The organism is uncultured Algibacter sp. (genome assembly GCF_905480415.1).
Lineage (GTDB): Bacteria > Bacteroidota > Bacteroidia > Flavobacteriales > Flavobacteriaceae > Algibacter_B.
The window spans coordinates 1-23324 of sequence record NZ_CAJQQI010000160.1; the positions used below are offsets into that span (position 1 = coordinate 1).

General features: G+C 32.3%; 27 protein-coding genes and 2 pseudogenes. 14 read left to right on the top strand and 15 right to left on the bottom strand.

The features are described 5' to 3' along the window. From QZ260_RS10995 to QZ260_RS11020, 6 genes and pseudogenes are all read right to left on the bottom strand, one after another. A pseudogene (locus tag QZ260_RS10995) lies at nucleotides 1-257 on the bottom strand (hypothetical protein); the annotation flags it as partial. 830 nt (nucleotides 258-1087) lie between these two features. Beyond that, nucleotides 1088-1357 carry a hypothetical protein gene (locus QZ260_RS11000; protein WP_295986135.1) on the bottom strand — a complete coding sequence of 90 codons (270 nt, stop codon included), beginning with the start codon at nucleotides 1355-1357 and terminating at the stop codon, nucleotides 1088-1090. A gap of 213 nt (nucleotides 1358-1570) precedes the next feature. Next, nucleotides 1571-1921, bottom strand: a complete 351-nt coding sequence (locus QZ260_RS11005) for a rhodanese-like domain-containing protein (protein WP_295986137.1) — start codon at nucleotides 1919-1921, stop codon at nucleotides 1571-1573. A 57-nt stretch (nucleotides 1922-1978) separates the two neighbouring features. Beyond that, nucleotides 1979-2293 carry a rhodanese-like domain-containing protein gene (locus tag QZ260_RS11010; RefSeq protein ID WP_295986140.1) on the bottom strand — a complete coding sequence of 105 codons (315 nt, stop codon included), beginning with the start codon at nucleotides 2291-2293 and terminating at the stop codon, nucleotides 1979-1981. Between the two features lie 106 nt (nucleotides 2294-2399). Next, entirely contained in the window at nucleotides 2400-3017 is a 618-nt protein-coding gene (locus tag QZ260_RS11015; RefSeq protein ID WP_295986142.1) for a thioredoxin family protein, read from the bottom strand. Beyond that, nucleotides 3001-3570: a TlpA disulfide reductase family protein gene (locus tag QZ260_RS11020; RefSeq protein WP_295986144.1), complete on the bottom strand. Its 570-nt coding sequence runs from the start codon at nucleotides 3568-3570 to the stop codon at nucleotides 3001-3003. The genes QZ260_RS11015 and QZ260_RS11020 overlap by 17 nt, the downstream gene beginning before the upstream one ends. Nucleotides 3571-3861: 291 nt before the next feature. On the opposite strand from QZ260_RS11020, the gene QZ260_RS11025 reads away from it, so the two are divergent. From QZ260_RS11025 to QZ260_RS11065, 9 genes and pseudogenes are all read left to right on the top strand, one after another. Then, the gene (locus tag QZ260_RS11025) at nucleotides 3862-5268 is read left to right on the top strand and encodes an anthranilate synthase component I family protein (protein ID WP_295986146.1); all 1407 of its coding nucleotides are present in this window, start codon (nucleotides 3862-3864) and stop codon (nucleotides 5266-5268) included. A gap of 3 nt (nucleotides 5269-5271) precedes the next feature. Continuing rightward, a complete protein-coding gene (locus QZ260_RS11030) occupies nucleotides 5272-5838 on the top strand; it encodes an aminodeoxychorismate/anthranilate synthase component II (protein ID WP_295986148.1) in 567 nt (188 codons plus the stop codon). A gap of 33 nt (nucleotides 5839-5871) precedes the next feature. Further along, on the top strand, nucleotides 5872-6864 hold the full coding sequence (gene trpD, locus QZ260_RS11035) for an anthranilate phosphoribosyltransferase (protein WP_295986149.1): 993 nt from the start codon (nucleotides 5872-5874) through the stop codon (nucleotides 6862-6864). Then, nucleotides 6864-7649: an indole-3-glycerol phosphate synthase TrpC gene (trpC, locus tag QZ260_RS11040; RefSeq protein ID WP_295986151.1), complete on the top strand. Its 786-nt coding sequence runs from the start codon at nucleotides 6864-6866 to the stop codon at nucleotides 7647-7649. The genes trpD and trpC overlap by 1 nt, the downstream gene beginning before the upstream one ends. A gap of 108 nt (nucleotides 7650-7757) precedes the next feature. Further along, nucleotides 7758-8330, top strand: a pseudogene (locus tag QZ260_RS11045) (phosphoribosylanthranilate isomerase); the annotation flags it as partial. A gap of 33 nt (nucleotides 8331-8363) precedes the next feature. Then, on the top strand, nucleotides 8364-9545 hold the full coding sequence (trpB, locus tag QZ260_RS11050) for a tryptophan synthase subunit beta (RefSeq protein WP_295986211.1): 1182 nt from the start codon (nucleotides 8364-8366) through the stop codon (nucleotides 9543-9545). Nucleotides 9546-9649: 104 nt separating this feature from the next. Beyond that, nucleotides 9650-10414, top strand: coding sequence for a tryptophan synthase subunit alpha (gene trpA / locus QZ260_RS11055; protein ID WP_295986152.1), 765 nt, complete (start codon nucleotides 9650-9652; stop codon nucleotides 10412-10414). 5 nt (nucleotides 10415-10419) lie between these two features. Further along, nucleotides 10420-10635, top strand: a complete 216-nt coding sequence (locus QZ260_RS11060) for a hypothetical protein (protein WP_295986153.1) — start codon at nucleotides 10420-10422, stop codon at nucleotides 10633-10635. Beyond that, entirely contained in the window at nucleotides 10635-11087 is a 453-nt protein-coding gene (locus QZ260_RS11065; protein WP_295986155.1) for a tRNA (cytidine(34)-2'-O)-methyltransferase, read from the top strand. The genes QZ260_RS11060 and QZ260_RS11065 overlap by 1 nt, the downstream gene beginning before the upstream one ends. A 159-nt stretch (nucleotides 11088-11246) precedes the next feature. Here the strand turns inward: QZ260_RS11065 and QZ260_RS11070 are convergent, their stop codons facing one another. The 5 genes from QZ260_RS11070 to QZ260_RS11090 form a co-directional block, all read right to left on the bottom strand. After that, nucleotides 11247-12131 carry a glycosyl hydrolase family 17 protein gene (locus tag QZ260_RS11070; RefSeq protein WP_295986157.1) on the bottom strand — a complete coding sequence of 295 codons (885 nt, stop codon included), beginning with the start codon at nucleotides 12129-12131 and terminating at the stop codon, nucleotides 11247-11249. A 391-nt stretch (nucleotides 12132-12522) separates the two neighbouring features. After that, on the bottom strand, nucleotides 12523-12756 hold the full coding sequence (locus tag QZ260_RS11075; protein WP_295986159.1) for a VF530 family protein: 234 nt from the start codon (nucleotides 12754-12756) through the stop codon (nucleotides 12523-12525). A gap of 95 nt (nucleotides 12757-12851) precedes the next feature. Next, on the bottom strand, nucleotides 12852-12968 hold the full coding sequence (locus QZ260_RS11080; RefSeq protein ID WP_365969580.1) for a DUF6500 family protein: 117 nt from the start codon (nucleotides 12966-12968) through the stop codon (nucleotides 12852-12854). Between the two features lie 5 nt (nucleotides 12969-12973). Next, nucleotides 12974-14245, bottom strand: a complete 1272-nt coding sequence (locus tag QZ260_RS11085) for a DEAD/DEAH box helicase (protein WP_295986161.1) — start codon at nucleotides 14243-14245, stop codon at nucleotides 12974-12976. A gap of 122 nt (nucleotides 14246-14367) precedes the next feature. Further along, on the bottom strand, nucleotides 14368-15048 hold the full coding sequence (locus tag QZ260_RS11090) for a uracil-DNA glycosylase family protein (protein WP_295986163.1): 681 nt from the start codon (nucleotides 15046-15048) through the stop codon (nucleotides 14368-14370). Between the two features lie 101 nt (nucleotides 15049-15149). Here QZ260_RS11090 and QZ260_RS11095 point away from each other — a divergent pair, with 101 nt between their 5' ends. After that, nucleotides 15150-15290 (top strand): hypothetical protein, encoded by a 141-nt coding sequence (locus QZ260_RS11095; protein ID WP_295986216.1) that lies wholly within the window; start codon nucleotides 15150-15152, stop codon nucleotides 15288-15290. On the opposite strand, the gene QZ260_RS11100 is transcribed toward QZ260_RS11095, so the two are convergent. Both QZ260_RS11100 and yaaA read right to left on the bottom strand, forming a co-directional pair. Beyond that, a complete protein-coding gene (locus tag QZ260_RS11100) occupies nucleotides 15253-15978 on the bottom strand; it encodes a hypothetical protein (protein ID WP_295986166.1) in 726 nt (241 codons plus the stop codon). The genes QZ260_RS11095 and QZ260_RS11100 overlap by 38 nt on opposite strands. A gap of 10 nt (nucleotides 15979-15988) precedes the next feature. Further along, nucleotides 15989-16747, bottom strand: a complete 759-nt coding sequence (gene yaaA, locus QZ260_RS11105) for a peroxide stress protein YaaA (protein WP_295986168.1) — start codon at nucleotides 16745-16747, stop codon at nucleotides 15989-15991. 263 nt (nucleotides 16748-17010) lie between these two features. Here yaaA and QZ260_RS11110 point away from each other — a divergent pair, with 263 nt between their 5' ends. Together QZ260_RS11110 and QZ260_RS11115 are read left to right on the top strand one after the other, a co-directional pair. Continuing rightward, complete coding sequence (locus QZ260_RS11110) at nucleotides 17011-18408, top strand: alpha/beta fold hydrolase (RefSeq protein WP_295986170.1); 1398 nt, start codon at nucleotides 17011-17013, stop codon at nucleotides 18406-18408. Nucleotides 18409-18727: 319 nt separating this feature from the next. Continuing rightward, nucleotides 18728-19462, top strand: coding sequence for a DUF6263 family protein (locus QZ260_RS11115; protein ID WP_295986171.1), 735 nt, complete (start codon nucleotides 18728-18730; stop codon nucleotides 19460-19462). Between the two features lie 354 nt (nucleotides 19463-19816). Here the strand turns inward: QZ260_RS11115 and QZ260_RS11120 are convergent, their stop codons facing one another. After that, the gene (locus QZ260_RS11120) at nucleotides 19817-20851 is read right to left on the bottom strand and encodes an RluA family pseudouridine synthase (protein WP_295986174.1); all 1035 of its coding nucleotides are present in this window, start codon (nucleotides 20849-20851) and stop codon (nucleotides 19817-19819) included. A gap of 3 nt (nucleotides 20852-20854) precedes the next feature. Then, a complete protein-coding gene (locus QZ260_RS11125) occupies nucleotides 20855-21412 on the bottom strand; it encodes a PASTA domain-containing protein (protein ID WP_295986177.1) in 558 nt (185 codons plus the stop codon). A 213-nt stretch (nucleotides 21413-21625) separates the two neighbouring features. Between QZ260_RS11125 and QZ260_RS11130 the strand changes: the two genes are divergently transcribed. Together QZ260_RS11130 and coaD are read left to right on the top strand one after the other, a co-directional pair. Next, a complete protein-coding gene (locus tag QZ260_RS11130; RefSeq protein WP_295986179.1) occupies nucleotides 21626-22600 on the top strand; it encodes a D-alanine--D-alanine ligase in 975 nt (324 codons plus the stop codon). Nucleotides 22601-22618: 18 nt separating this feature from the next. After that, nucleotides 22619-23074: a pantetheine-phosphate adenylyltransferase gene (coaD, locus tag QZ260_RS11135; protein ID WP_295986181.1), complete on the top strand. Its 456-nt coding sequence runs from the start codon at nucleotides 22619-22621 to the stop codon at nucleotides 23072-23074. Nucleotides 23075-23324 lie beyond the last annotated feature (250 nt).

Here is a 23324-nt window from a genome sequence, read left to right on the forward strand (position 1 = left end):
TGTTGATAAAAAGGGAGAAGAAGTTCAATGAATCCCGTCAAAACGCCATCTATTCTCTCGTCTTTTATAAGTTTTACTACAGCAGCTACATCAATAGCACTTACCATGCTAGCTTTATCAGAAATAATTTTAGCTGGAGCATTCTCGTCATAATCGGCAACTATTACATAAATACCTAATTCTTTTGCTTTTTGTACAATTTCACCACTTAATTTTGTTCCGCCCAGAACAAGTAATTTTTTTCCTTTTAAATTCATTTTTATGACCTTATTTAAATACATCAACCCCAATATTAAATCATCAGTTTTAATCAATTTATTTTGAAATTGAGCAACTAACTCTTCCTTAAACTAAATGTAGTTCTGACAGTTAAATAGAGTTGTGGATAATCCTTTAATTAGATATAGTTAACACCCAAACAATAATTAAAAATAATAATAAATCATCAATTTAACAATAAAAAGCTTACAATTAATAGAGTAAAATTAAACAACCTCTTTCTTTACAAAATAATGTCATTTTTTCACGAACTATATAAGTTAGCTCACACAATCTATCGATCCAAGCATGATTTAAGTCTCTTACTTTTTGTTGACTTTTTTGTCTCAAATATGCTCTCGAATACTCACTAGTATACAGAAGCACACAACTAAATTTACAAAATAAAAATATACTCAAAATGCGTATACAAATGTATATAGTTAAATAGAAGTGTAAAATAATAAGCTAATGGAGGTACTAAAAAACTCCAAAACTTAGGTTTACAGGGTTTTTTGTTTTTTAGGGTGCTGATTAGAGTGCTAATAGATTTGATTTATTAAAATAAAATTTACATTGTTAGGATTAGAACCCCCTCTTTCTCCGCATAATTAAAACCCTATAATTTATTTTCAATTAGTTAGGGTTTTTTTAGTTTTATTTTAGACTACATTTAGTCAACAAATTTAAAATTCAGTAATCTTTCGAATGATGTTTTGTACGTTTTTCAAACTCTTAACGAAAATTAAACTTTAGGATATTATCTATTAAACAAAAAGAGCTCCTACGAATCTAATCGTAGGAGCTCTTTATCCAAATGCAAAAAAACTTAACTAGCTTTTTGCTTTTCTTTCATCTTTTCTAACAACATTAATTCATGCTGTATTTCTTCTTTTCTTTCAGCAAACTTTCTAACTCGCTCATCAATTAATTCTTGATTTTTAATACGAGCTTGACGCCTTAACTCTGCTTTATCCAATTCCTTTTGTTGAATCTTTTTCTGATTCATTTTCTCTCTTGCGACTGAAAAGTATGAAAACCCATACATACTCAAAAACAGAAGGGCAATAATTCCTAATATGATGAAACCGTTATCCATTATATAATTAATTTAAAATGCTATTAGACTATAAATACTTAAAAAGAAACCATTAAATTAAGATTTTCATAACGAAATGATAAACTTTACATCAAATTACGTAAAACTTACACGCTATTAAAAATAAAAAAGGTGAAGTACTAAAAAAAGTAGTTGAATGAGCAAAACGCCGACAAACTACAACTTTATTTCACTATAAATATGACATTTAAATTACTTGGATATAGATTTTAAACTTTCTTTTTTCCAGTTTAAAAAACCACCTTCTAATTCATATACATACTTAAAACCAGCTTTTTTAAACATCGGAATACTGTTAGTACTCCGTTTTCCAGAGCGGCAATAAATAAAAACAGGTTTCTTAGTGTTTAATAGACTAATACTATCCGTGAAATTTTCTGAAAAATAATCAATGTTCACTGCATTCTCAATACGATCTATATGAAACTCTTTTGGCGTTCTTACATCAACCACTTGCGCACCATTGCTAATTATTGAATCTTTAAATATTTTTGGGCTTAATTTTATCGCACCTTTAACAGAATCGGATTGACAATTGAGCATAAAAATGGTTAGCATCAAACAGAAGGAAATGTGAAATCGTTTCATATAAAATTAAGATTACAAATCAATAATATCGCCTGTCCATTGTAACATCCCGCCCTCAAGGTTATAAGCATTTTCAAAACCTAGTTGTTCCATAATTTTGCAGGCTTGACCACTTCTGTTTCCTGAGCGACAATACACATAATAGCTTTTACTTTTATCAAGATCTTCAATTTCATTAATAAATTCCTGACCTTTATATATATCAATATGAATGGCATTTACTATTACCCCATCTGCAACCTCAGCTTCTGTTCTTACATCCATGACTACTGCATTATCATCTTTGGCTAATTGCTCTGCCCATTCTTCCTGTGTTAAATGTTCCATGTTTATTTTTAAAATATTTGTTTTTACAAAAATAATATATCTAAAATGATAGACGAAAAAAAATCCGAAGTATTACACTTCGGATTCATATTAAAATCACTAATGATTACACCTTTATGGAACAACCAATAGCTTTTGTTTCCTTTTGCATAACTTCTTCGCCTTTTAACAAAGCATCAACTGCGTTTTCAACAAACTTTATTTTTACTGCTGAAACATCTTCATGATTATCGTCAATAGCCCCAATATACTTTACAACATTACCCTTTTTAGTTTTTTCAAGTACATAAATATGAGGGGTTTTAGTAGCTCCAAATTTCGGGTACACCTTTTGTCCTTTATCTATTAAATATGGAAAAGTAAAGCCTTTCTCTTGAGCTCTTTGCTTCATGGCTTGCATATTATCTCCAGGTTTAACATCTGTATTATTTGGCATAATAGCAATTACAGGATAGCCTTGAGACCCATACTTTTCGTTTAGTGCTTGTATTCTGTCTTCATACAGGACTGCAAAAGGGCAAGTATTGCATGTAAATGTTACTATAAATCCTTTGGCATCTTTATAATCTGCCAAAGAAACCATACTATTATCAATATTTTTTAATGAAAAATCATCGGCAAGATCACCAATTCCATATCCCTTTTGAGTCATATTGTTTAGAGCAAAAGCACTTATAAATAGCACAAGAAGTGCAGCAGAAATTATTTTAATCGCCTTTTTCATATAAAATTTTATTTAAAAATTGTTTTACTTCTTTTTCTAATTCTTCATAAGTAAAAGATTGTTCGTAAAACTTACTATTATCATTCTTAAAAATTATGGTTGCTGGTATTGATCCAGACCAACTTTTATCAACTTTCGGTATCCAAGAATTCATATCAACATCATCCAAAGCAATTACTTTTGATGCTAACTTTTTCTCTTTTACAAACGGTTTTAGCTTTTTATCATATAAATGCGGAAAGTCTAAACTTACTAATATGACCTCAACATTTTTATTTATATATTCAGAATTCAGCTTTTCAAAATATGGTAATTCTTTAACACAAGGGGCACACCAAGTTGCCCAAAAATTAATTACATAAACTTTATCGTCTTTCCTGTTCAAAAATGTCTCAAAACCTGCATAATCATAAACTTCAAGTTCTATATCCCCTTTCTTTATTTCGCTTTCAACGGCTTCTTCAGTGACTTCTTTAAATACCTCAGCAGTTTTGTTGTTTTTTCCGCAACTTACCATTAAAAGAATGACAATAATTAGTATGTTTAGTTTCATAACTATAAAATTAATTAATAGTTCTTTGCATTTCTTATAGTTTAACAAACTTTTATACAAATAATGTTTCAAAGTTTTGTGTATAACTATTTTCATTTCTATATTTGAACAAATTAAGAACTAAAAATGAACACATTTTTAAATAATACTTGGTGGTGGTGCTTTCGAAATTAATCTTCGTGAAGTAAAACCCTAGTATATTTAAAATTAAAATATTCAAAAGGCTTGTCATTCACGACAAGCCTTTTTCTTTGTTCTGAAGTTATTTCAGAATAAAACAAAACTCATAAGATGAAAAAATTTAGTCTTTACACACATCATAAAAAAATCTTAACAGATACTATTACACCGGTTACTGTGTATTATAAAATACGCGATAAGTACCCAAATAGTATTTTGCTAGAAAGTGGTGATTATCATAAGAGTCATAAAAATTTCTCATATATCTGCTTTAACCCAATTGCATCTATCAAAGTTGAAAATGAGATTATTTCACAAACATTTCCTGATGGCAGTGCAACATCTTTGGAAATAACAAATGATGTTAATGTAGTTGACGAAATCTACAATTTCACCAAGAAATTTGATACTAAATCTGAAGAAAATTTCAAATTCATCAATAATGGTATTTTTGGTTATACAGCTTACGATGCTGTAAGATATTTTGAAGATGTAGAAATTAGTAAAAAAGATGATTCTGTAGTTATTCCAGATATGTACTATGCGGTTTATCAAAACATCATAGCTATCAACCATTTTAAAAATGAAGCTTATATTTTCGCACATTGTTATGAAGACACACCGAATAACATTGATGCTATTGATAAATTAATTAATGTTCAAAATTTCGCATCTTATAATTTCAATTCTAAAGGAGATATTAAATCTAATCTGACAGATGATGAGTTTAGAGAAAATGTTGAAGTAGCCAGAAAACACTGCCAAAGAGGAGATGTGTTTCAGTTGGTATTATCTAGGCGTTTTTCACAAGAATTCACAGGAGATGATTTTAATATTTACCGTGCTTTAAGAAGCATCAATCCTTCACCATATTTATTTTATTTTGATTATGGCGATTTTAAAATTTTTGGAAGTTCACCAGAAGCACAACTTATTGTAACAGATGGTTTAGCTGAAATACACCCCATTGCAGGCACTTTTAAACGTACTGGTGATGAACAACAAGATGAAATTTTAGCGGAAGAACTCAAAAAAGACGACAAAGAAAATGCAGAACATGTCATGCTAGTTGATTTAGCTAGAAATGATTTGAGCCGTCATGGAAGTCAAGTAAACGTTGAGACCTATAGAGAAGTTCAGTTTTTCTCTCATGTTATTCATTTAGTGAGTAAGGTTGTTGGACAGAAACACGACAAAACATCAACAATGCAAGTGGTGGCAGACACTTTTCCTGCGGGAACTTTAAGTGGTGCACCAAAACACAGAGCCATGCAACTCATTGAGAAGTATGAAAAAACAAGTCGTGGTTATTACGGCGGTGCCATAGGATTTATGGATTTTGACGGTAACTTTAATCACGCTATTATGATTCGTACCTTTTTAAGTAAAGACTACAAATTAAATTGGCAAGCAGGCGCGGGATTGGTTTCAAAATCTGATGCAGAAAGTGAATTGCAAGAAGTATACATTAAGTTAGGAGCATTAACTAAAGCTATTAAATTAGCAGAAGATATTTAAAAGATGAAAAAGGTATTAGTTATAGATAATTACGACAGTTTTACTTACAATTTGGTTCATTATTTAGAAGACTTAAATTGTGATGTGACGGTTGTAAGAAATGATAAATTAGCTTTAGAAGATGTGGCTCCTTTTGATAAAATTGTATTATCTCCTGGTCCTGGAATTCCTGATGAAGCCGGATTATTAAAACCTATTATTAAAAAATACGCGTCTACAAAAAGCATTTTAGGAGTATGCTTAGGACAGCAAGCTATTGGTGAAGTTTTTGGTGGATCACTAATAAATTTAGATGAGGTTTATCATGGTGTGGCCACTAGTGTAAAGCTATGCGTGGATGATGAATATATATTTAAGAGTTTAGATAAAAACATTGAAGTAGGACGGTATCATTCATGGGTTGTCAATCCAGATTTACCTGATAGTTTAGAAGCGACCTCTTTTGATGCAAACGGACAAGTTATGTCTTTAAGGCATAAAATTTATGATGTAAGAGGCGTACAATACCATCCAGAATCGGTTTTAACGCCGGATGGCAAAAAGATATTAGAAAATTGGGTAAATAATTAACACACAATTTCTGTTTGAAAGGACTTTAATAATATGAAAGACATACTCAATAGACTTATAAATCACGAAACCATTTCAAGCGAAGAGGCTAAACAGGTTATTGTTAATATATCAAATGATATCTATAACCCAAGTCAGATAACATGCTTCCTATCTGTTTTCATGATGCGAAGTATCACCTTAGAAGAATTAAAAGGCTTTAGAGATGCTCTTTTAGAACTTTGTGTATCAATAAACCTCAACGATTTTAATGCAATAGATATAGTTGGAACTGGAGGTGATGGTAAAAATACTTTCAACATCTCTACTCTATCATCTTTTATTACGGCAGGTGCTGGAGTTAAAGTTTCCAAACATGGTAACTATGGTGTATCATCAACTTCTGGTTCATCTAATGTTATGGAATATTTAGGTGTGAAATTTTCCAACAATGAAGATTTTTTAAGAGGATGCATAGATAAAGCTGGAATATGCATATTACACGCACCATTATTTCATCCAGCTATGAAGAACGTTGCTCCCATTCGTCGAGAGTTAGGAGTTAAAACCTTTTTCAACATGTTGGGCCCTTTGGTTAATCCTTCATTTCCAAAAAACCAAATGCTAGGAGTTTTTAGTTTAGAGCTTTTACGCCTTTATAGTTTTATATATCAAAACACGGAAACAAACTACAATATTGTTTATGCCCTAGATGGCTATGATGAAATTTCATTAACAGGAAAAGCAAAAATTGTTTCCAACCATACTGAAAAACTTTTTTCACCAGAAGACTTGGGGATTAGTAAAATTAGACAAGACGCTATTTTTGGAGGAAATACAATTAAAGATGCTGCCAAAATATTTATGGATGTTATAAGTGGTAACGGAACAGAAGCCCAAAACAATGTGGTTTGTGCAAATGCTGGATTGGCTATTGCAACAACAAAACAAATTTCGCATCAAGTTGGTTTCGAAATGGCTAAAGAATCTTTATTTTCAGGAAATGCAAAAGCAAGTTTAGACAAATTGATTGAGTTAAGTAGATAATGAATATACTAGATAAAATAACATTAGATAAAAGAAATGAAGTTGCACTGAGAAAGCAACTCATTCCAACATTTCAATTAGAGCAATCTGTTTTATTTGAAAGACAAACAGTTTCTCTTGCTACTAATTTACGGAACAGTAAATCTGGTATAATTGCTGAACACAAACGTAGATCTCCATCTAAATCTGTAATTAATAATACGCTAAACGTTCAAGATGTTGCAAAGGGTTATCAAGACGCAGGTGTTTGCGGAATATCAGTTTTAACAGATGGTAAATATTTCGGAGGTTCTCTTGATGATCTACTAACTGCTAGAGCTAGTTGTAATCTACCTTTATTGCGTAAAGAATTCATTATAGATGAATACCAAGTATTAGAGGCAAAAGCTTATGGTGCTGATGTAATTTTATTAATTGCGGCTATACTAACTAGAAATGAAATTAAACAGTTTTCAGAATTTGCAAAAAGCTTAAATTTAGATGTGCTTTTAGAGGTTCATAACGAGGAAGAATTACATAAATCTATCATGCCAAGTTTAGACATGCTTGGAGTAAATAATAGAAATTTAAAAACCTTTGATGTTAGTTTAGATGTAAGTAAAAATTTAAGCAACCTTATTCCAAATGATTTTGTAAAAATATCAGAAAGTGGTATTAGTAATATAGAAGCTATTAAAGAACTAAAGCCTTATGGCTACCAAGGTTTTTTAATTGGAGAAAACTTTATGAAAACTGACAATCCAGGTGAAAGTGCAACCGAATTTATTAAAAGTTTAGTAGGATGAAACATTCATAACTAAATTTTTATATAAATCAATAACTATTATATGAATGTCACATGTGACAAATAAAAAATAATAAAAAACGAACACATGAAACTAAAAGTTTGCGGTATGAAATACCAAGATAATATTCAGGAAGTTGCAACATTGCAACCTGACTATCTTGGGTTTATTTTTTATGAACAATCTGCGCGACACTTTGATGCACACCGTATACCAGAAATATCAAACACCATAAAAAAAACAGGTGTTTTTGTTGATGCAGATTTAGACTTTGTTATTAAAAAGATCAGCAAACATAATTTAAAAGCTGTTCAATTACATGGCAACGAAGCTCCTGAATATTGTAAGCAACTTCGAGGAAAAAATATCGAAATTATAAAAGTGTTTTCAATTAAAAATGAATTCGATTTCAGTGTTTTAAAACTGTATGACGATATTGTTGATTACTTCCTTTTTGACACCAAAGGCAAACTCCCTGGAGGCAACGGATATGTATTTGATTGGACAATTTTAAACAATTATCCATCTACTATCCCTTTCTTTTTAAGCGGAGGAATAGGGTTGAGCCAAATTGATGATATCAATAAATTTCAGAAAAGCGAAGCTTCAAAGTATTGTTATGCTCTAGATGTGAATAGCAAATTTGAAATAGAACCTGGATTAAAAAACATAGAAGACTTAAAAAAATTTAAAAATAATCTGACTTCCAAAATAATGAATTACAACGTAAACGAAAAAGGCTATTATGGCGAATTTGGAGGGGCATTCATTCCTGAAATGCTCTATCCTAATGTAGAAGAATTGCGTCAAAATTACTTAAAAATAATGGCTGAACCTGATTTTAAAAAGGAGTTCAATCAACTACTTAAAGATTATGTGGGTCGCCCTTCTCCCCTGTATTTTGCCAAACGTCTTTCAGAAAAATACAACACCAAAATTTATTTAAAACGCGAAGATTTAAACCATACTGGCGCACATAAAATCAATAATACCATTGGTCAAATTTTAATGGCTCAACGTTTAGGTAAAACAAGAATTATAGCTGAAACTGGTGCTGGTCAACATGGGGTTGCTACAGCAACTGTTTGTGCTTTAATGGGACTTGAATGTATTGTTTATATGGGTGAAATTGATATTGCACGTCAAGCACCAAACGTTGCCAGAATGAAAATGCTAGGTGCAAGAGTAGTCCCTGCCCTATCAGGAAGTCGTACTTTAAAAGATGCCACTAATGAAGCTATTAGAGACTGGATTAACAACCCCGTAGATACACACTATATTATTGGTTCAGCCATTGGTCCTCATCCCTATCCAGATATGGTAACTCGTTTTCAAGCTATTGTTTCAGAAGAAATAAAATGGCAACTAAAAGAACACGAAGGACGAGAAAACCCTGACTATGTTGTGGCGTGTATTGGTGGCGGTAGTAATGCTGCCGGAACTTATTACCACTATTTACACGAACCTGATGTTGGTATTATTGCTGTAGAAGCTGCTGGTTTAGGTATTGAATCTGGCGAAAGTGCAGCAACGTCAGTTTTAGGAAAGGAAGGCATTATTCACGGATGTAAAACCCTGTTAATGCAAACTAACGACGGACAAATTACTGAACCTTACTCTATTTCGGCAGGATTAGATTACCCTGGTGTTGGCCCAATGCACGCACATTTAGCTAAAACAGGTCGCGCAGAATTCATGTCGATTACCGATAACGACGCTATGGATGCTGGTTTAGAGCTTTCAAAATTAGAAGGTATCATTCCCGCCATAGAGACGTCTCACGCCTTAGCTATTTTTAAGTATAAAACATTTAGACCTGAAGATGTTGTTGTTTTGAATTTATCTGGTCGTGGAGATAAAGATTTACAGAACTATATAGATTATTTTAAAATATAAATTATGAGCGTTACCGCAAGGGTCGGGCTTTACGCTATATCTTTTTTGCTTTTAAAAACAAAAAAGGATGCTGCTTCAATCCCTAACGCAAAAAACATTTCTCAATGAACAGAATTAATCAAAAATTAAAAGAAGACAAAAAGTTATTGTCTATATACTTTACTGCAGGTTACCCTAATATTGATGATACAACTTCAATCATCCAAGACTTAGAAAAAAATGGAGTTGACATGATTGAAATAGGGTTACCCTTTAGTGATCCATTAGCCGATGGACCAACCATTCAAGATAGTTCAACAAAAGCTTTAAAAAATGGCATGACTACTGATGTACTTTTTACTCAATTAAAAGACATTCGTAAAACCGTTAATATTCCTTTAATAATCATGGGGTATTTTAATCCTATGTTTCAATATGGAATAGAAGCATTTTGCAAAAAATGTCAAGAAATTGGTATTGATGGTTTAATTATACCAGATTTGCCTGTTGATGTTTACCACGAAGAATATCAAGCCATTTTTGAAAAGTATGGGCTCATTAATGTGTTCTTAATTACACCGCAAACAAGTGATGATCGCATTAGGTATATTGATTCTATTTCAAACGGATTCATTTATATGGTGAGTAGCGCAAGTACTACCGGTACACAATCAGGCTTTGGTAATGAACAAACTAGTTATTTTAAACGTATCGGTAAAATGAACTTAAACAATCCACAAATCATCGGTTTTGGCATCAGTAATAATCAAACCTTTACTCAAGCTACACAATATGCAAAAGGCGCCATTATTGGAAGTGCTTTTGTAAAACATGTTACTAATGAAGGCATCGATACTATTGGAAAATTTGTAGATTCTATTTGTAATTAAAAAGATTGAAAATTTTTAAAAATTTTAAAATTGCACTATTACTCTGTCTAACATTAGGACTTGCTCCTTTTTTTCCAGAACCTCATATTTGGGGCAAATTGAAATGGCTATTTGGAGGCGCAAAAGGCATGCAACTAATAGATTGGTTTGATATCTTTTTACACGGCTCCCCATTTGTGTTATTAATTTGGCTAATTGCATTAAAAATCATCAAAAAATAATGGCGCTTAATATAGTTTTAATAGAACCGGAAATACCAAATAATACAGGAAACATTGGGCGCTTAGCTTTAGCTTCAGGTTCACATTTACATCTTGTGAAACCTTTCGGTTTTAAAATTGATGACACCCGATTAAAACGAGCTGGTTTAGATTACTGGCAACATCTATCAGTGAATTACTACGAAAGTATAGATGAGTTTTTTGACGTCAATAAGGATAAAAATATGGCATTTCTTTCTAGCCATGGTTCGAAAAGTCATTGGAATATTCCTTTTGAAGATGGTATGTTCTTAGTCTTTGGAAAAGAGTCCGTGGGCTTGCCTAAAGCTATCGTTGAAAAACACTCTGACAAACTTTTTAAAATCCCTGTATATAGTGAACATGTTAGAAGTTTAAATTTAGCAAATGCAGTAAGCATTGTCGTTTATGAGGGTTTAAAACACATGACTTAGGATTTTTCTTGATGCTATCAATAAAAAGAAATAACGCAACTTACTAACAGAGAGCGTTAGTCATATCAAAATATAATAAAAAACAAAGAGCTGTTAAACCCTTCATATCAGTAAGAATTTAACAGCTCTTAAATAATTTAACTTTATTATTTAATAAAGTTAATATTTTAAATTTTCATTTTTATCCCATAAACCCCAATAAGCGCCTACATCACCTTCATCTCCAATTTTCCATGATTCGTCAAAAGAAGAAAAATAAAACATTTCAATATCATCTTCTTCAGACCAGACTTGAGAATTAATAAAATACTTTATAGCATTTTCATACGATGGTTCCGCACCATGAAAAACCTCTCCTTCACTAGGCCAACCAGTTTCAGTTATGATAACTTTTTTTCCGTTACCTGCTCGTACTGCTTGGTTATACATATCTTTCATATACAATAAAGAATACTCTAAACTACAACCTTCCCAATAAGGGTAACAGTTTGCTAAAATAACATCACAAGCTTCAGTAATTTTAGGACGTTGAGCAAACTCATAGTAGGCATCGACATAACCCATAGGAATATTAGGGATCGCTTCTTTAACTTGATACATAAAGGTTAACAATTCTGCTTCCGTTAAATCACCACGATACATCACCTCGTTACCAACTGCAGCAATATCAACGAAACCTTCTTTACCTAACTTAATAAGACCTTCTATTTCACGTTTATTAATTTCTGCATCATCACCTAACCAAGCACCGACCATAGTTTTAATTCCGTATTCTTTTGCTATAATAGGTATTAATTCATTACCATCGGTACATGAGAAAGAACGAATCCATTTTGTATACGGCTTTATAATTTCCATACGTGTTCTTATCTGAGCTTCAGTAATTTGTTCACCAGGTTCTTGACCTTCTAAATACGGACTAAATCCTAACCCATGCATTCCGTTATTTAAGACTTTATTGAATATCGCCTCTAATTCGTTATTTGTTTTATTAGCATGTTCTAATCCTGCTAATGCCATAACTTTCCCTGCTCTAACTGACATAATTTTTTGGTTTTTTTGGTTTGATTTTTGCTTAATTATTTTAAAATACACCAATGAAATAAGTGCACAAATTTATATCTAAAAAATCAACTTAAAAGAAAAATTAAGATAAAAAACTATACAAAAACTATACAACTAAGTCAATCAAATATTAGTATTATAAATAAAACTGAAATCAATCAAACATACCGTTATAGCGCTACTTTGAAGAAACTATTATTAGTATAGATATTTTTAGATGTATTTTGATAAAAAAAATACATATTTACTATAACGTTTACGTTGTGGTAATGTTTGGACATTAACTATCTTTTGTATCCTCTGTTTTCCTTAAAAAGATGCTAAAGAGTACCTTATCTACGCTGCAAATAATTTTAACAAAAGTAATCTCTTAAGATTGTCCCTTTTGACTTTCCAACATTTTTAAATACATATTCTCCACTTTGGTTCTAGCCCAAGGCATTCTTCTTAAAAATTTTAAACTTGATTTTACTGAAGGCTTATCTGTAAAACATTTAATTTTAATAGTATACCCCATATATTCCCAACCATAATGTGCTACCAAATCGTTAATGATTTGTTCTAGCTTTATGCCGTGTAACGGATTATTGGGTTGCGATTCCATTATAAATTTTCAACTAAACATTTAATTTTTACAGCCTTCATAAAATGGTCTAACTAATGGGTTTGAATCCACCAAGTTGCAGCTTCCATAAGTAATTATGGGGTATCATTTTTATTCTTAAAAGACGCATAAAAAAAACCAATATTTTCACCTTTGCCAACGATTTTTTTATTGCGCACTTCTATTATTTTAGCTTTTAGAATCTTTTGCACAGATTCTAATTACGCCTATCATTACTTCGTTTAGGACGTCTTGAATTAGTATTCCCTTTTGAGTTTCTGTTTGAATTACCAGAATTTCTAGAGTTTCTATTTTGCCTACCTTGACCTTGTTTTATTGGCGCTGTGGATGCATTAGGATCAGGCTCAAAACCTTCTATAATTTGAACAGGAAGTTTCATTTCAATTAACTTTTCAATACCTCTTAAAAAAGAGGTTTCATCAGCACTTACTAAAGATAAGGCTTCTCCACTCGCTCCTGCCCTACCTGTCCTTCCTATTCTATGTACATAATCTTCAGGAATATTAGGCAACTCAAAATTAATAACATGTGGTAATAATGGAATATCTAATCCACGAGCAGCAATATCTGTAGCTACTAAAACACGAACACGCCCACTTTTAAAACCAGCTAATGCTTTTGTTCTTGCTCCTTGACTTTTATTACCATGAATGGCTGCTGCAGTTATTCCTGCTTTAACCATTTTTTCACAAAGCTTGTTAGCACCGTGTTTAGTTCTTCCAAATACCAAAACTTGTTTCCAATTACCATCAGAAATCAACTTAATAATTAAACCTGTTTTTAGGCCTTTGGCTACTCTATAAACCTTCTGCGATATAGCTTCAACCGTTGTATTCTCTGGAGTTGCTTCAACATGCACAGGATGATTTAAAATACCATGTGCTAACTTTTTAATATCTTTTGAAAACGTAGCTGAAAACATCAAATTTTGACGTTTCTCTGGCATAGATTTAATAATACGTTCAATATCTCTTAAAAAGCCCATATCAAGCATTCTATCAGCTTCATCTAAAACAAAAATTTCAACACGCTTAAGTGATAATAAACCTTGGTTTTGTAAATCTAATAAACGCCCAGGGGTAGCGACTAAAATATCAATACCTTGACGAATAGCTGCTGCTTGCGGTTTTTGGTTGACACCTCCAAATATAACGGCACTCCGTAAATTTAAAAACTCGCTATATTCTCTAACGTTGGCATAAACTTGAGCCGCCAATTCTCGTGTTGGTGTTAAAATTAAAGCACGAACTGGTCTAAATTTTTCTTTCGGATTTTCAGAAAGTATGTGTAAAAGCGGTAGTGTAAAACCTGCTGTTTTACCCGTCCCTGTTTGCGCCGAAGCTAAAACATCTTTACCGGCTAAAACTGGCGGTATTGCTTTTTGTTGAATAGGACTTGGGGTTGTATATCCTTTTTTACTAACTGCTTTTAGCAAGGCTTCAGATAAGCCTAAAGATTGAAATGACATATATTGTGTTTATGAAGACCCTTAGTGGGCGTTTGAGATAACAAAACATAATGCATTCTACCTCCTTCTAATTAAAGAGGCAAATGTACATTTAATTTTTTAGCTAATTTTCAATTAATCTATCAAAAAAACTCCCGATACTGCATCACTCTGTAATCAAACGTATTGAACTTTGGATTTTCAGCTTTTAGCTGTTTGTAAAGTGGTATTCTACTAATTGAAATATTTGCTGCTCCAGATCCTGACGTTAAAGAAACGGTTTTGATTATTCGGTTTGATGAAGCTGATTCCTGTGCTTCACGTGGAATGACGAATTGATGAATTCTAGGTATTTCATTATTTACTAACTCTAACTTTAAACTATAATCTTTTAAATGCCTTCTGAAGAAATATTCTGGTCCGTTTTTACTATTACCTCCTGTAAACAAGAGCGTATCAATATTTGGGTATTGTACCAAATAACCAATGATATTTCGAAGTTTAATATTTTTCATGCCTAAATCTGAAGCATCAATTTTATCACGTTCTGCACTATCAACAATATCACAAACGCCTATTTTATTTTCAATAAGAAATGCTTTTCGTTCCTCAATAGCTTCATTTGAGTTGTCGTAGCGTAAATTCAAACCATGAATTTTATCTATGAATAACCAAAGTGAGTTGTAATAACTTCCATAGCAAAAATTCACATCCTTTTCCAAAAGTTTGCCCGTGGAAAATCTTGGTGGTGGTAAGGTCCCAACAATCAATTTTGTGGTATCGTTTTTAATAAATGGTTTATACGGATGAGTATGTTTAAACATCGATTTAGCTTGATTTTATACTTTAAAATCATTATTTTACTTTTTACTAAAAGTAAAGTAAATTATGGGAAAAGGCGATAAAAAAAACAAAACGAGGTAAAATTAATCGAGGAACTTTTGGAGCTAGAAGACCTAGAGTTATAAAAAAAGAATTTCCATTGAAACTAAAATTGGCATTGGCAACAAGGCTGCGCCTTAATAGTATTAACCAATCTCTTTTAAAAGCGTCTCAACTTCTTTAATAGTTGTTCTATAAATATGTTTGTTTGTTTTAGTCATATGGCTTGACTCTGTAAACACATCATTTAAAATTTCTTTAGCATCGGCCTCCTTTTTTATGCTTAGTAGAAATTTGGCTAATATGAGGCGCTCTTCATAAAATGAATATCTTACATCAATTTGTCTTAAATTATTTTCTGCCTCCTCCATTTTACCAACACGTTTCAAGGCTAATCCATATAAAAACTGTGTTCTGGATTTTTTATATTCTGGGTGATTATTAATTTTATCAGCATAAAAAATAACCTTATCATAATCTTCAGTTTTAAAATAGGCTTCAATGAGCTGCCTAGTGGCATAAAAGTCATTTTGAGATTGATCTTCTAAAGCTTCGATATAATGCGTTATGGCATTGTTATAATCTTTAATTTCTAAATATGCATCAGCCAGATTTATACGATTTTGATAGGACTCTGAGAATTCTAACCGCTTTTCTAAATCTCTAACTTTTTTTGTTGGATTAATAACATGTGCTATTTCGTCTGTTATTTTTTCAGCATCTTGCTTATTATAAACTTGTGTGATTAAATAAATAATGCAACCAATTGCTGGGAGGAACAGAATTAAAAACCACCAATAGTAGGCGTTTCTATGGGTATATAAATGATATAAACAATAGATTTGTAGCGCAATAATTAAGTAATAGTACATATCTATAAATCTATCTAATAAAAATCAATTCTTTTTCGCTGCTCATCGGTTCGCTAAAATTATAACCCTCATAATTAAAACCTTTTAAATCGTCTATGGTTTTTGCATTAGTATCAACAATATAACGCGCCATCATACCACGAGCTGCCTTTGCAAAAAACGAAATCATTTTATATTGCCCGTTTTTAAACTCTTTAAAATTAGCAGTAATTACAGGTACTTTTAAGGCTTTAGTATCAATAGCTTTGAAATATTCATTACTAGCTAAATTTAAGAAAAGCTCATCATCTTCAAGTTCTTCATTAAGGGCATTGGTAATATCCTTTTTCCAGAATTCATATAAATTTTTATTTGCGCCAATTGGAAATTTAGTTCCCATTTCTAAACGATAGGGTTGCATTAAATCGGTTGGTTTTAATAAACCATACAAACCTGAAAGAATACGAACTGTATTTTGGAGTACTTCTATTTTACCCTCTGGAATGGTGTAAGCATCTAGGCCTCTATACACATCGCCATTAAAGGCATACACTGCTGGTCTCGCATTATCAGTTGTAAAAGGTAATTGCCAATCTTGATTGCGCTGATGGTTTAATGCTCCTAACGCATCAGAAATACTCATAAGTTTTGATAAACCTTTTGCCGATTTACTTTTAAGCAGTTTATTAATACGTTCTGACTTTGACAAAAAACCAGATTCGCTATATTGCGTTGTTGGCAGTGGGCTTTCAAAATTGAGTGATTTTGCTGGTGACAATACTAGTTTCATAGATGGGATAATTTTTTTATTTCAGCGAAGGCGGAAATCTCAAATTTCTTTCATTTCAAATTTACAATTACTATTTTACTTTAAAAATTTAAGATTAGAATTATTTGTGATGCCGTTATAAATGGAATTGATGTTATTGATTTTATCTGAAAAATTAACTAATTTCGTTTAACGACCTATAAAGTTCATCTGTGCAGCATTGGTTTCAATATTGAATCAGAACTTTATTTTTGCATTAGCCAACATACATGAAAAACAAATAGATGAAAAAACTAATTCTAATTATTTCTACACTCTTGTTAACTCTAACAAATTATGGGCAAGACATAACTGGACAATGGAATGGTGTTTTAAAGGTGCAAGGAATTCAGTTGAGGGTAGTGTTTAATATAAACTCTATCGATAACAACTTCGTATCGACAATGGACAGCCCTGACCAGAATGCAAAAGGAATACCTGTTACGACTACAAGTTTTGAAAGTCCTGCATTAAAACTTACTATTTCCAACTTAGGGGTTGAATATAAAGGTGTTTTGGGTGATAATAACATTATTGTCGGGACTTTCAAACAAGCTGGACAATCTTTTCCAATGGATCTATCTAAAGAAAAAATTAAAAAAAAGGAGCTTATTAGACCACAAGAACCCAAAAAACCTTACTCATATTACACTGAAGAGGTTTCTTTTACAAACTCCATTGATTCAATCACACTTTCAGGAACACTAACATTACCATCGACCACAGGAAAGTTTCCTGTCGTTGTTATGATTTCAGGCAGTGGTCCTCAAAATAGAGATGAAGAATTACTAGGGCATAAACCGTTTTTAGTTGTTGCAGACCACTTAACAAAAAAAGGTATTGGAGTTTTAAGATTTGATGATAGAGGGACTGCCAAATCTACAGGTGATTTTAAATCAGCAACTTCGACAGATTTCGCTAATGATGTTCTAAGTGCAGTTACATATCTTAAAACACGCAATGATATAGATTATAAGAATATTGGATTAGTTGGGCACAGTGAAGGTGGGCTAATTGCTCCAATGGTAGCCTCTGAATCTAAAGATATAGATTTTATTGTTCTATTGGCAGGTCCTGGAATTTCGGGTTACGATATACTTTTACTACAAAATGAATTAATTTCAATAGCAAATGGAACAGATGAATCAAAATTACAAACGGAATTAGCCTTGCTTAAAGGTGGATTGGATATTATAATCAAAGGCGATGATCTAGATGAAATAAAATCAGTTTTAAGAGATTATTTTCAAAAAGAGCTAAATAAAAATGCTAAACTTCTACCGGAAGGAATTAAAAAGAATCAATTTATAGAAGGCACTGTTGACCAATTGGCAACCTCTTGGTTTCAGTTCTTTTTGAAATATGACCCAGCCTCTAGTTTAGTTAAAGTTAAGTGTCCAGTCCTCGCCATTAATGGAGAGAAAGATTTACAAGTCCCTTCAAAAGTAAATTTAGATGCCATTGAAAAGTATTTAAAAGAAGGTAAAAACAATAATTTCGTTGTCAAAGAGCTACCTCATTTAAATCATCTTTTTCAAGAATGTTCTACAGGTTCTCCCAATGAATATGGTGAAATTGAGCAGACATTTGCACCAAAAGCATTATTAGAAATATCAAACTGGATATTAAAACAAGTAAACTAATTACGTTGGCTAACAAAGAACTGAGTTGAAATCAAGTAAAGGGAAACTAACCACCTCACTTTAACCTTCTCATTTCCATACTTCCTTTTTTCTGTAACATGTTACCATAACTATCCTGAGTAATTTTTATCCAAGAATCTCCTAATAAACATAATTACACATATAACAGATTTCTTTAAATTTGATAAAAAAAGCAGACTAGTTAACCCAACTAATTAGTTCAGATATTTTCTTACATTTGAAAGAAATAAACATACTAATATGTTTATTCACTTGTTGTACACAAGTGGAATAAAAATAAAAATTAACAAACTATAAAATGAAAAGAATTATTCTAGTATTATTAGTGATAACAACATTATCAGCAACAGCGCAAGAATCTGTTTTATTACGTCTTAATTATAACGAAGGTGATAATTATCTTCTAACGGTAGATGCAAAGCAAAATATGGGATTACAAGGTGGAATGAATATGAATATGACAATGGGGGTTATTATCACCGAAGTTGGTGCCAAAAATATTAAGACGGAATCTAAGATTACATCTGTTGTTATGGATATGATGCAAGGAGAAATGTCCATGAGTTATGATTCTAATAAGAAAGAAGCAGAACTTGATCAGATGGGGCAAATGATGAAGTCACAATTTGATCCAATGATGAAAGCAACTATCCATACTTCTTTAGATAATTTGGGAAATATGATTGAAACTAAAATAGAACCTGCCATTCCTGGAATGGAGCAATTAACAGGTAGTGCAAGTACTATTAATTATCCCGAAGAAAAAGTTTCTGTTGGCTCTTCATGGACCTCTGAAGATGAAAATCAAGGGGTTAAAATGAGTACCACATACACTATAAGCAGTATCGCTAATGGTATTGTTTCTTTAGATGTTTCAGGAGATGTAGCTGGCACAGGAACTGGCACTATCAAAGGAAAAACAACAGTTGATATTAGCAGTGGGGTTCCAACTAGCGCAGCTATTGAGGTTACCATGTCTGCTCAAGGAGTAAACATGAGTATAATTACTAACACAACGATGACAAAAATCTAAATTGTCAAGTTTGAAATAAAAAACCAATGTACAACTATGTATAAAATGCATTTTATACTTAAACTTAAACAAACTTCTCCAAAAATAAAATAGCTTTTGGTTTAAAAATATAAGTTTGAAAATACCTGCGTTAGCGATAGCAACGACATCCTTTTAAAAACTAAAGGAACAATAACGCTTGTTGGCACTATAATTAGACAGATAACAACGACTATAGTGCTCACTATGAGACATATGTTAAAAAGATATAGCCTTAGACTTTACTCAAGATAAACTTCAAGCCCACCCCTTTCGGTAACGTCCAAATAATAGGATTACTGCTATGATTTATGGGGTTCCTGTCTTCGCAGGGATTTATAACTCTTGATGCTTAGAATACGATTTCCATTTTTCAATACATTGCTGCATGTCGTCTGGGATTTCGGTATCAAACTGCATAAATTTACCTGTTGTTGGATGCTCGAAACCCAATGTTTTAGCATGCAATGCTTGCCTAGGCAATACTTTAAAACAATTATCTACAAACTGTTTGTACTTAGTAAAGGTTGTCCCTTTTAATATCTTTTCTCCACCGTATCGTGCGTCATTAAACAGCGTGTGCCCAATGTGTTTCATGTGTACACGTATTTGATGCGTACGACCTGTTTCTAGCTTACAAGACACCAAAGTAACATAGCCCAAACGCTCCAAAACCTTGTAATGGGTAACAGCGGGTTTGCCTTTTCCTTCATCATCGTCAAGAAACACGGTGTTTTGTAGTCGGTTTTTAGGGTGACGCCCAATATTGCCTTCTATAGTGCCTTCTTCTTCTTTCATATTCCCCCAAACAATAGCGACGTATTCGCGTTCGCTCGTTTTATTTGCAAACTGTGCAGACAAATGCGCCATGGCTATTTCAGTTTTAGCAACCACTAAAAGACCACTGGTATCTTTATCAATTCTATGCACTAGTCCTGGACGTTCACTAGAATTATTTGGCAGATTATCAAACCTATGGATTAATGCGTTTATTAAGGTTCCTGAATAATTTCCATGACCTGGATGCACGACCATTCCTGGAGATTTATTGACAACCAAAAGATCGTCGTCTTCATAAACCACATCAATATCTATATCCTCGCCTACCAATAAATTTTCAAAAGGCGGATGAGACAATAGCACACGAATGCTATCATAAGGTTTTACTTTGTAGTTCGATTTTATAGCAACATCGTTTACAAAAATGCTTCCCTCTTTTGCTGCGGCTTGAATTTTGTTTCGTGTAGCGTTCTCAACAAAATTCATTAAATATTTATCGATACGTAAAGGCGCTTGCCCTTTGTCTACAGTAAATGCATGATGTTCGTAAAGATTGTTTTCGTCTGGTAATATCGGTGTGTAGTCGTCCATTATTTAAGGTCTCTTACCATTACCAAGAACCAAATCTATAACAGAGGTTCTGGCTAACTTATCACCTGCTTTAAGTGCTTTTCCTTTATGCGTTAATTTTAATACCATGTCTTTTCCAATATTATCGGCATAAGTGACTTTGCCTACTTTAAAACCTAGAGCTTCTAGGTTTGGTTTTACTTGTCTATATGTTTGGTCTATTAAGCCTTCAGGAATATTCATCTTTCTATAACCTGAGGGATTAAGTGTGATGTATATTTTTCTATCTTCCTTAACTTTAGAACCCGCCAAAGGTTCCTGTTCTATAACTGAAAACTTGGGATAATCTGGGTTGTAATTTGCTGAATCCTGAATTTTCATAACCAATTTATTATCTTTTAACTCTAACTCTGCAACACTTATAGATTTACCTTTAAGCTCAGGAACCGTTTCAAAATCGCCATGATTTGTCGACATATTTAACCATTTTAACATGATAAAACACAATACAATTATAGCTACAACTGCCAATAAAAGCTGTTTAAAAAAGGTTTTACTGGTTAGAAATTTTATGATACTCATGGACAAGTTTTTCTATTAGGCAAATATATAAAAACAGAACTGTTTTTTCTTTTGCAATATATATGATATTTTAGCTTAACTAACATTAACTATCATAACATACGTTTTATTGTTGGTTTCAAACGAGTTTAGAGTTTAATTTAATTGATTTCGACTTTTTTGTGAAATTTTGAAAAGATTCCTACCTTCAAGGGAATGACAAAAATAATGTTAATGAAAAAAAATATTGCTATTATTATGGGTGGGTATTCTAGCGAATACAAAATCTCTTTAACAAGCGGAAATGTTGTTTATGAAACGCTTGATACTTCAAAATACACGCCTTACCGCATTCATGTTTTTAAAGGTAAATGGGTTTATGTTGATAATGAAGACATGGAATTTCCAATCGATAAAAATGATTTCTCAATAAATATAGACGGTTACAAAGTTACTTTTGATTGTGTTTTTAACGCTATTCATGGTTCTCCTGGAGAGGATGGGTTTATGCAAGGGTATTTTGAGTTGTTGAAAATCCCACATACTAGTTGCGATATGTACCAGGCGAGTTTAACCTTTAATAAGCGTGATTGTTTAAGTGTTTTAAAACCTTACGGGATAAAAACTGCGGAATCGTTTTACTTAAACCTTGGTGATATCATTAATGAAGATGCTATTATTGATAAAGTAGGTTTACCTTGTTTTGTAAAAGCAAACAAAGCCGGAAGTAGTTTTGGCATAAGTAAAGTCCATAAAAAAGAAGGCTTACATAAAGCTATTGATTTAGCCTTTAAAGAGGATGACGAAATTATAATTGAATCGTTTTTAGATGGTACTGAAGTTTCTGTTGGTGTGATAACATATAAAGGTGAAACCAAAGTTCTACCAATTACTGAAATTGTTTCTGAAAATGACTTTTTTGATTATGAAGCTAAATACCTTGGGAAATCTCAAGAGATAACACCTGCTAGAATAACTAAAGATCAAGAAAACAAAGTTATAGCCGAAGCAAAAAAGGTTTACGAAGTTTTAAAAATGAAAGGCTTTAGTAGAAGTGAATTTATTTTTAAAGATGGTGAACCGCATTTATTAGAAATGAATACTGTTCCTGGGTTAACTAGAGAGAGCATTTTACCGCAACAGGCTGCTGCTGCAAATATTTCTTTGACTGAATTGTTTGATAATGCTATTGAAGAAGCTTTGAAATAAATATTGTAATTTTAAACCATGAAACGAGCTTTATTCCCTGGGTCTTTTGACCCATTAACATTAGGACATTACGATATTATAAAGCGTGGCGTTACTTTATTTGATGAAATTATAGTCGCCATTGGCGTAAATGCTGATAAAAAATATATGTTCTCTCTTGAAGAACGGAAAAAATTTATTGAAGATGCTTTTGCTGATGAACCCAAAGTAAAAGTGGTTATATACAAAGGACTTACTGTTAATTTTTGTAAAGAAATTGGCGTAGAATTTATTTTACGAGGACTTAGAAATCCTGCTGATTTTGAATTTGAAAAGGCTATTGCTCATACCAACAGAGACCTCGCTCCTATTGAAACTGTGTTTCTTTTAACCTCGGCGGGCACGTCTTACATAGCCTCTTCTATTGTGCGCGATGTGATTAGAAATAATGGAGACTATACCAAGTTGGTTCCGAATAATGTTAGGGTAAAATAATCAATTTAACCTTTGGATACGACTTGCCCAGTGATGAACTTATTAAAACCATTTTGAAAAATCGTTTGATAGCTTTAAAGACTAAGCGGTAAATCAGTTGCAGTTTTCATTCTGAATATGTTAAAGTGAATGTTCTTAAATAAACTTAAAATATTATGAGTTTATAAATCTGTATTCTGGCTTGCGTTAGGGATTGAAGCGGCATCCTTTTTGTGCGAAAAACAAATTTTGTCTGGAACCGTAAAACATC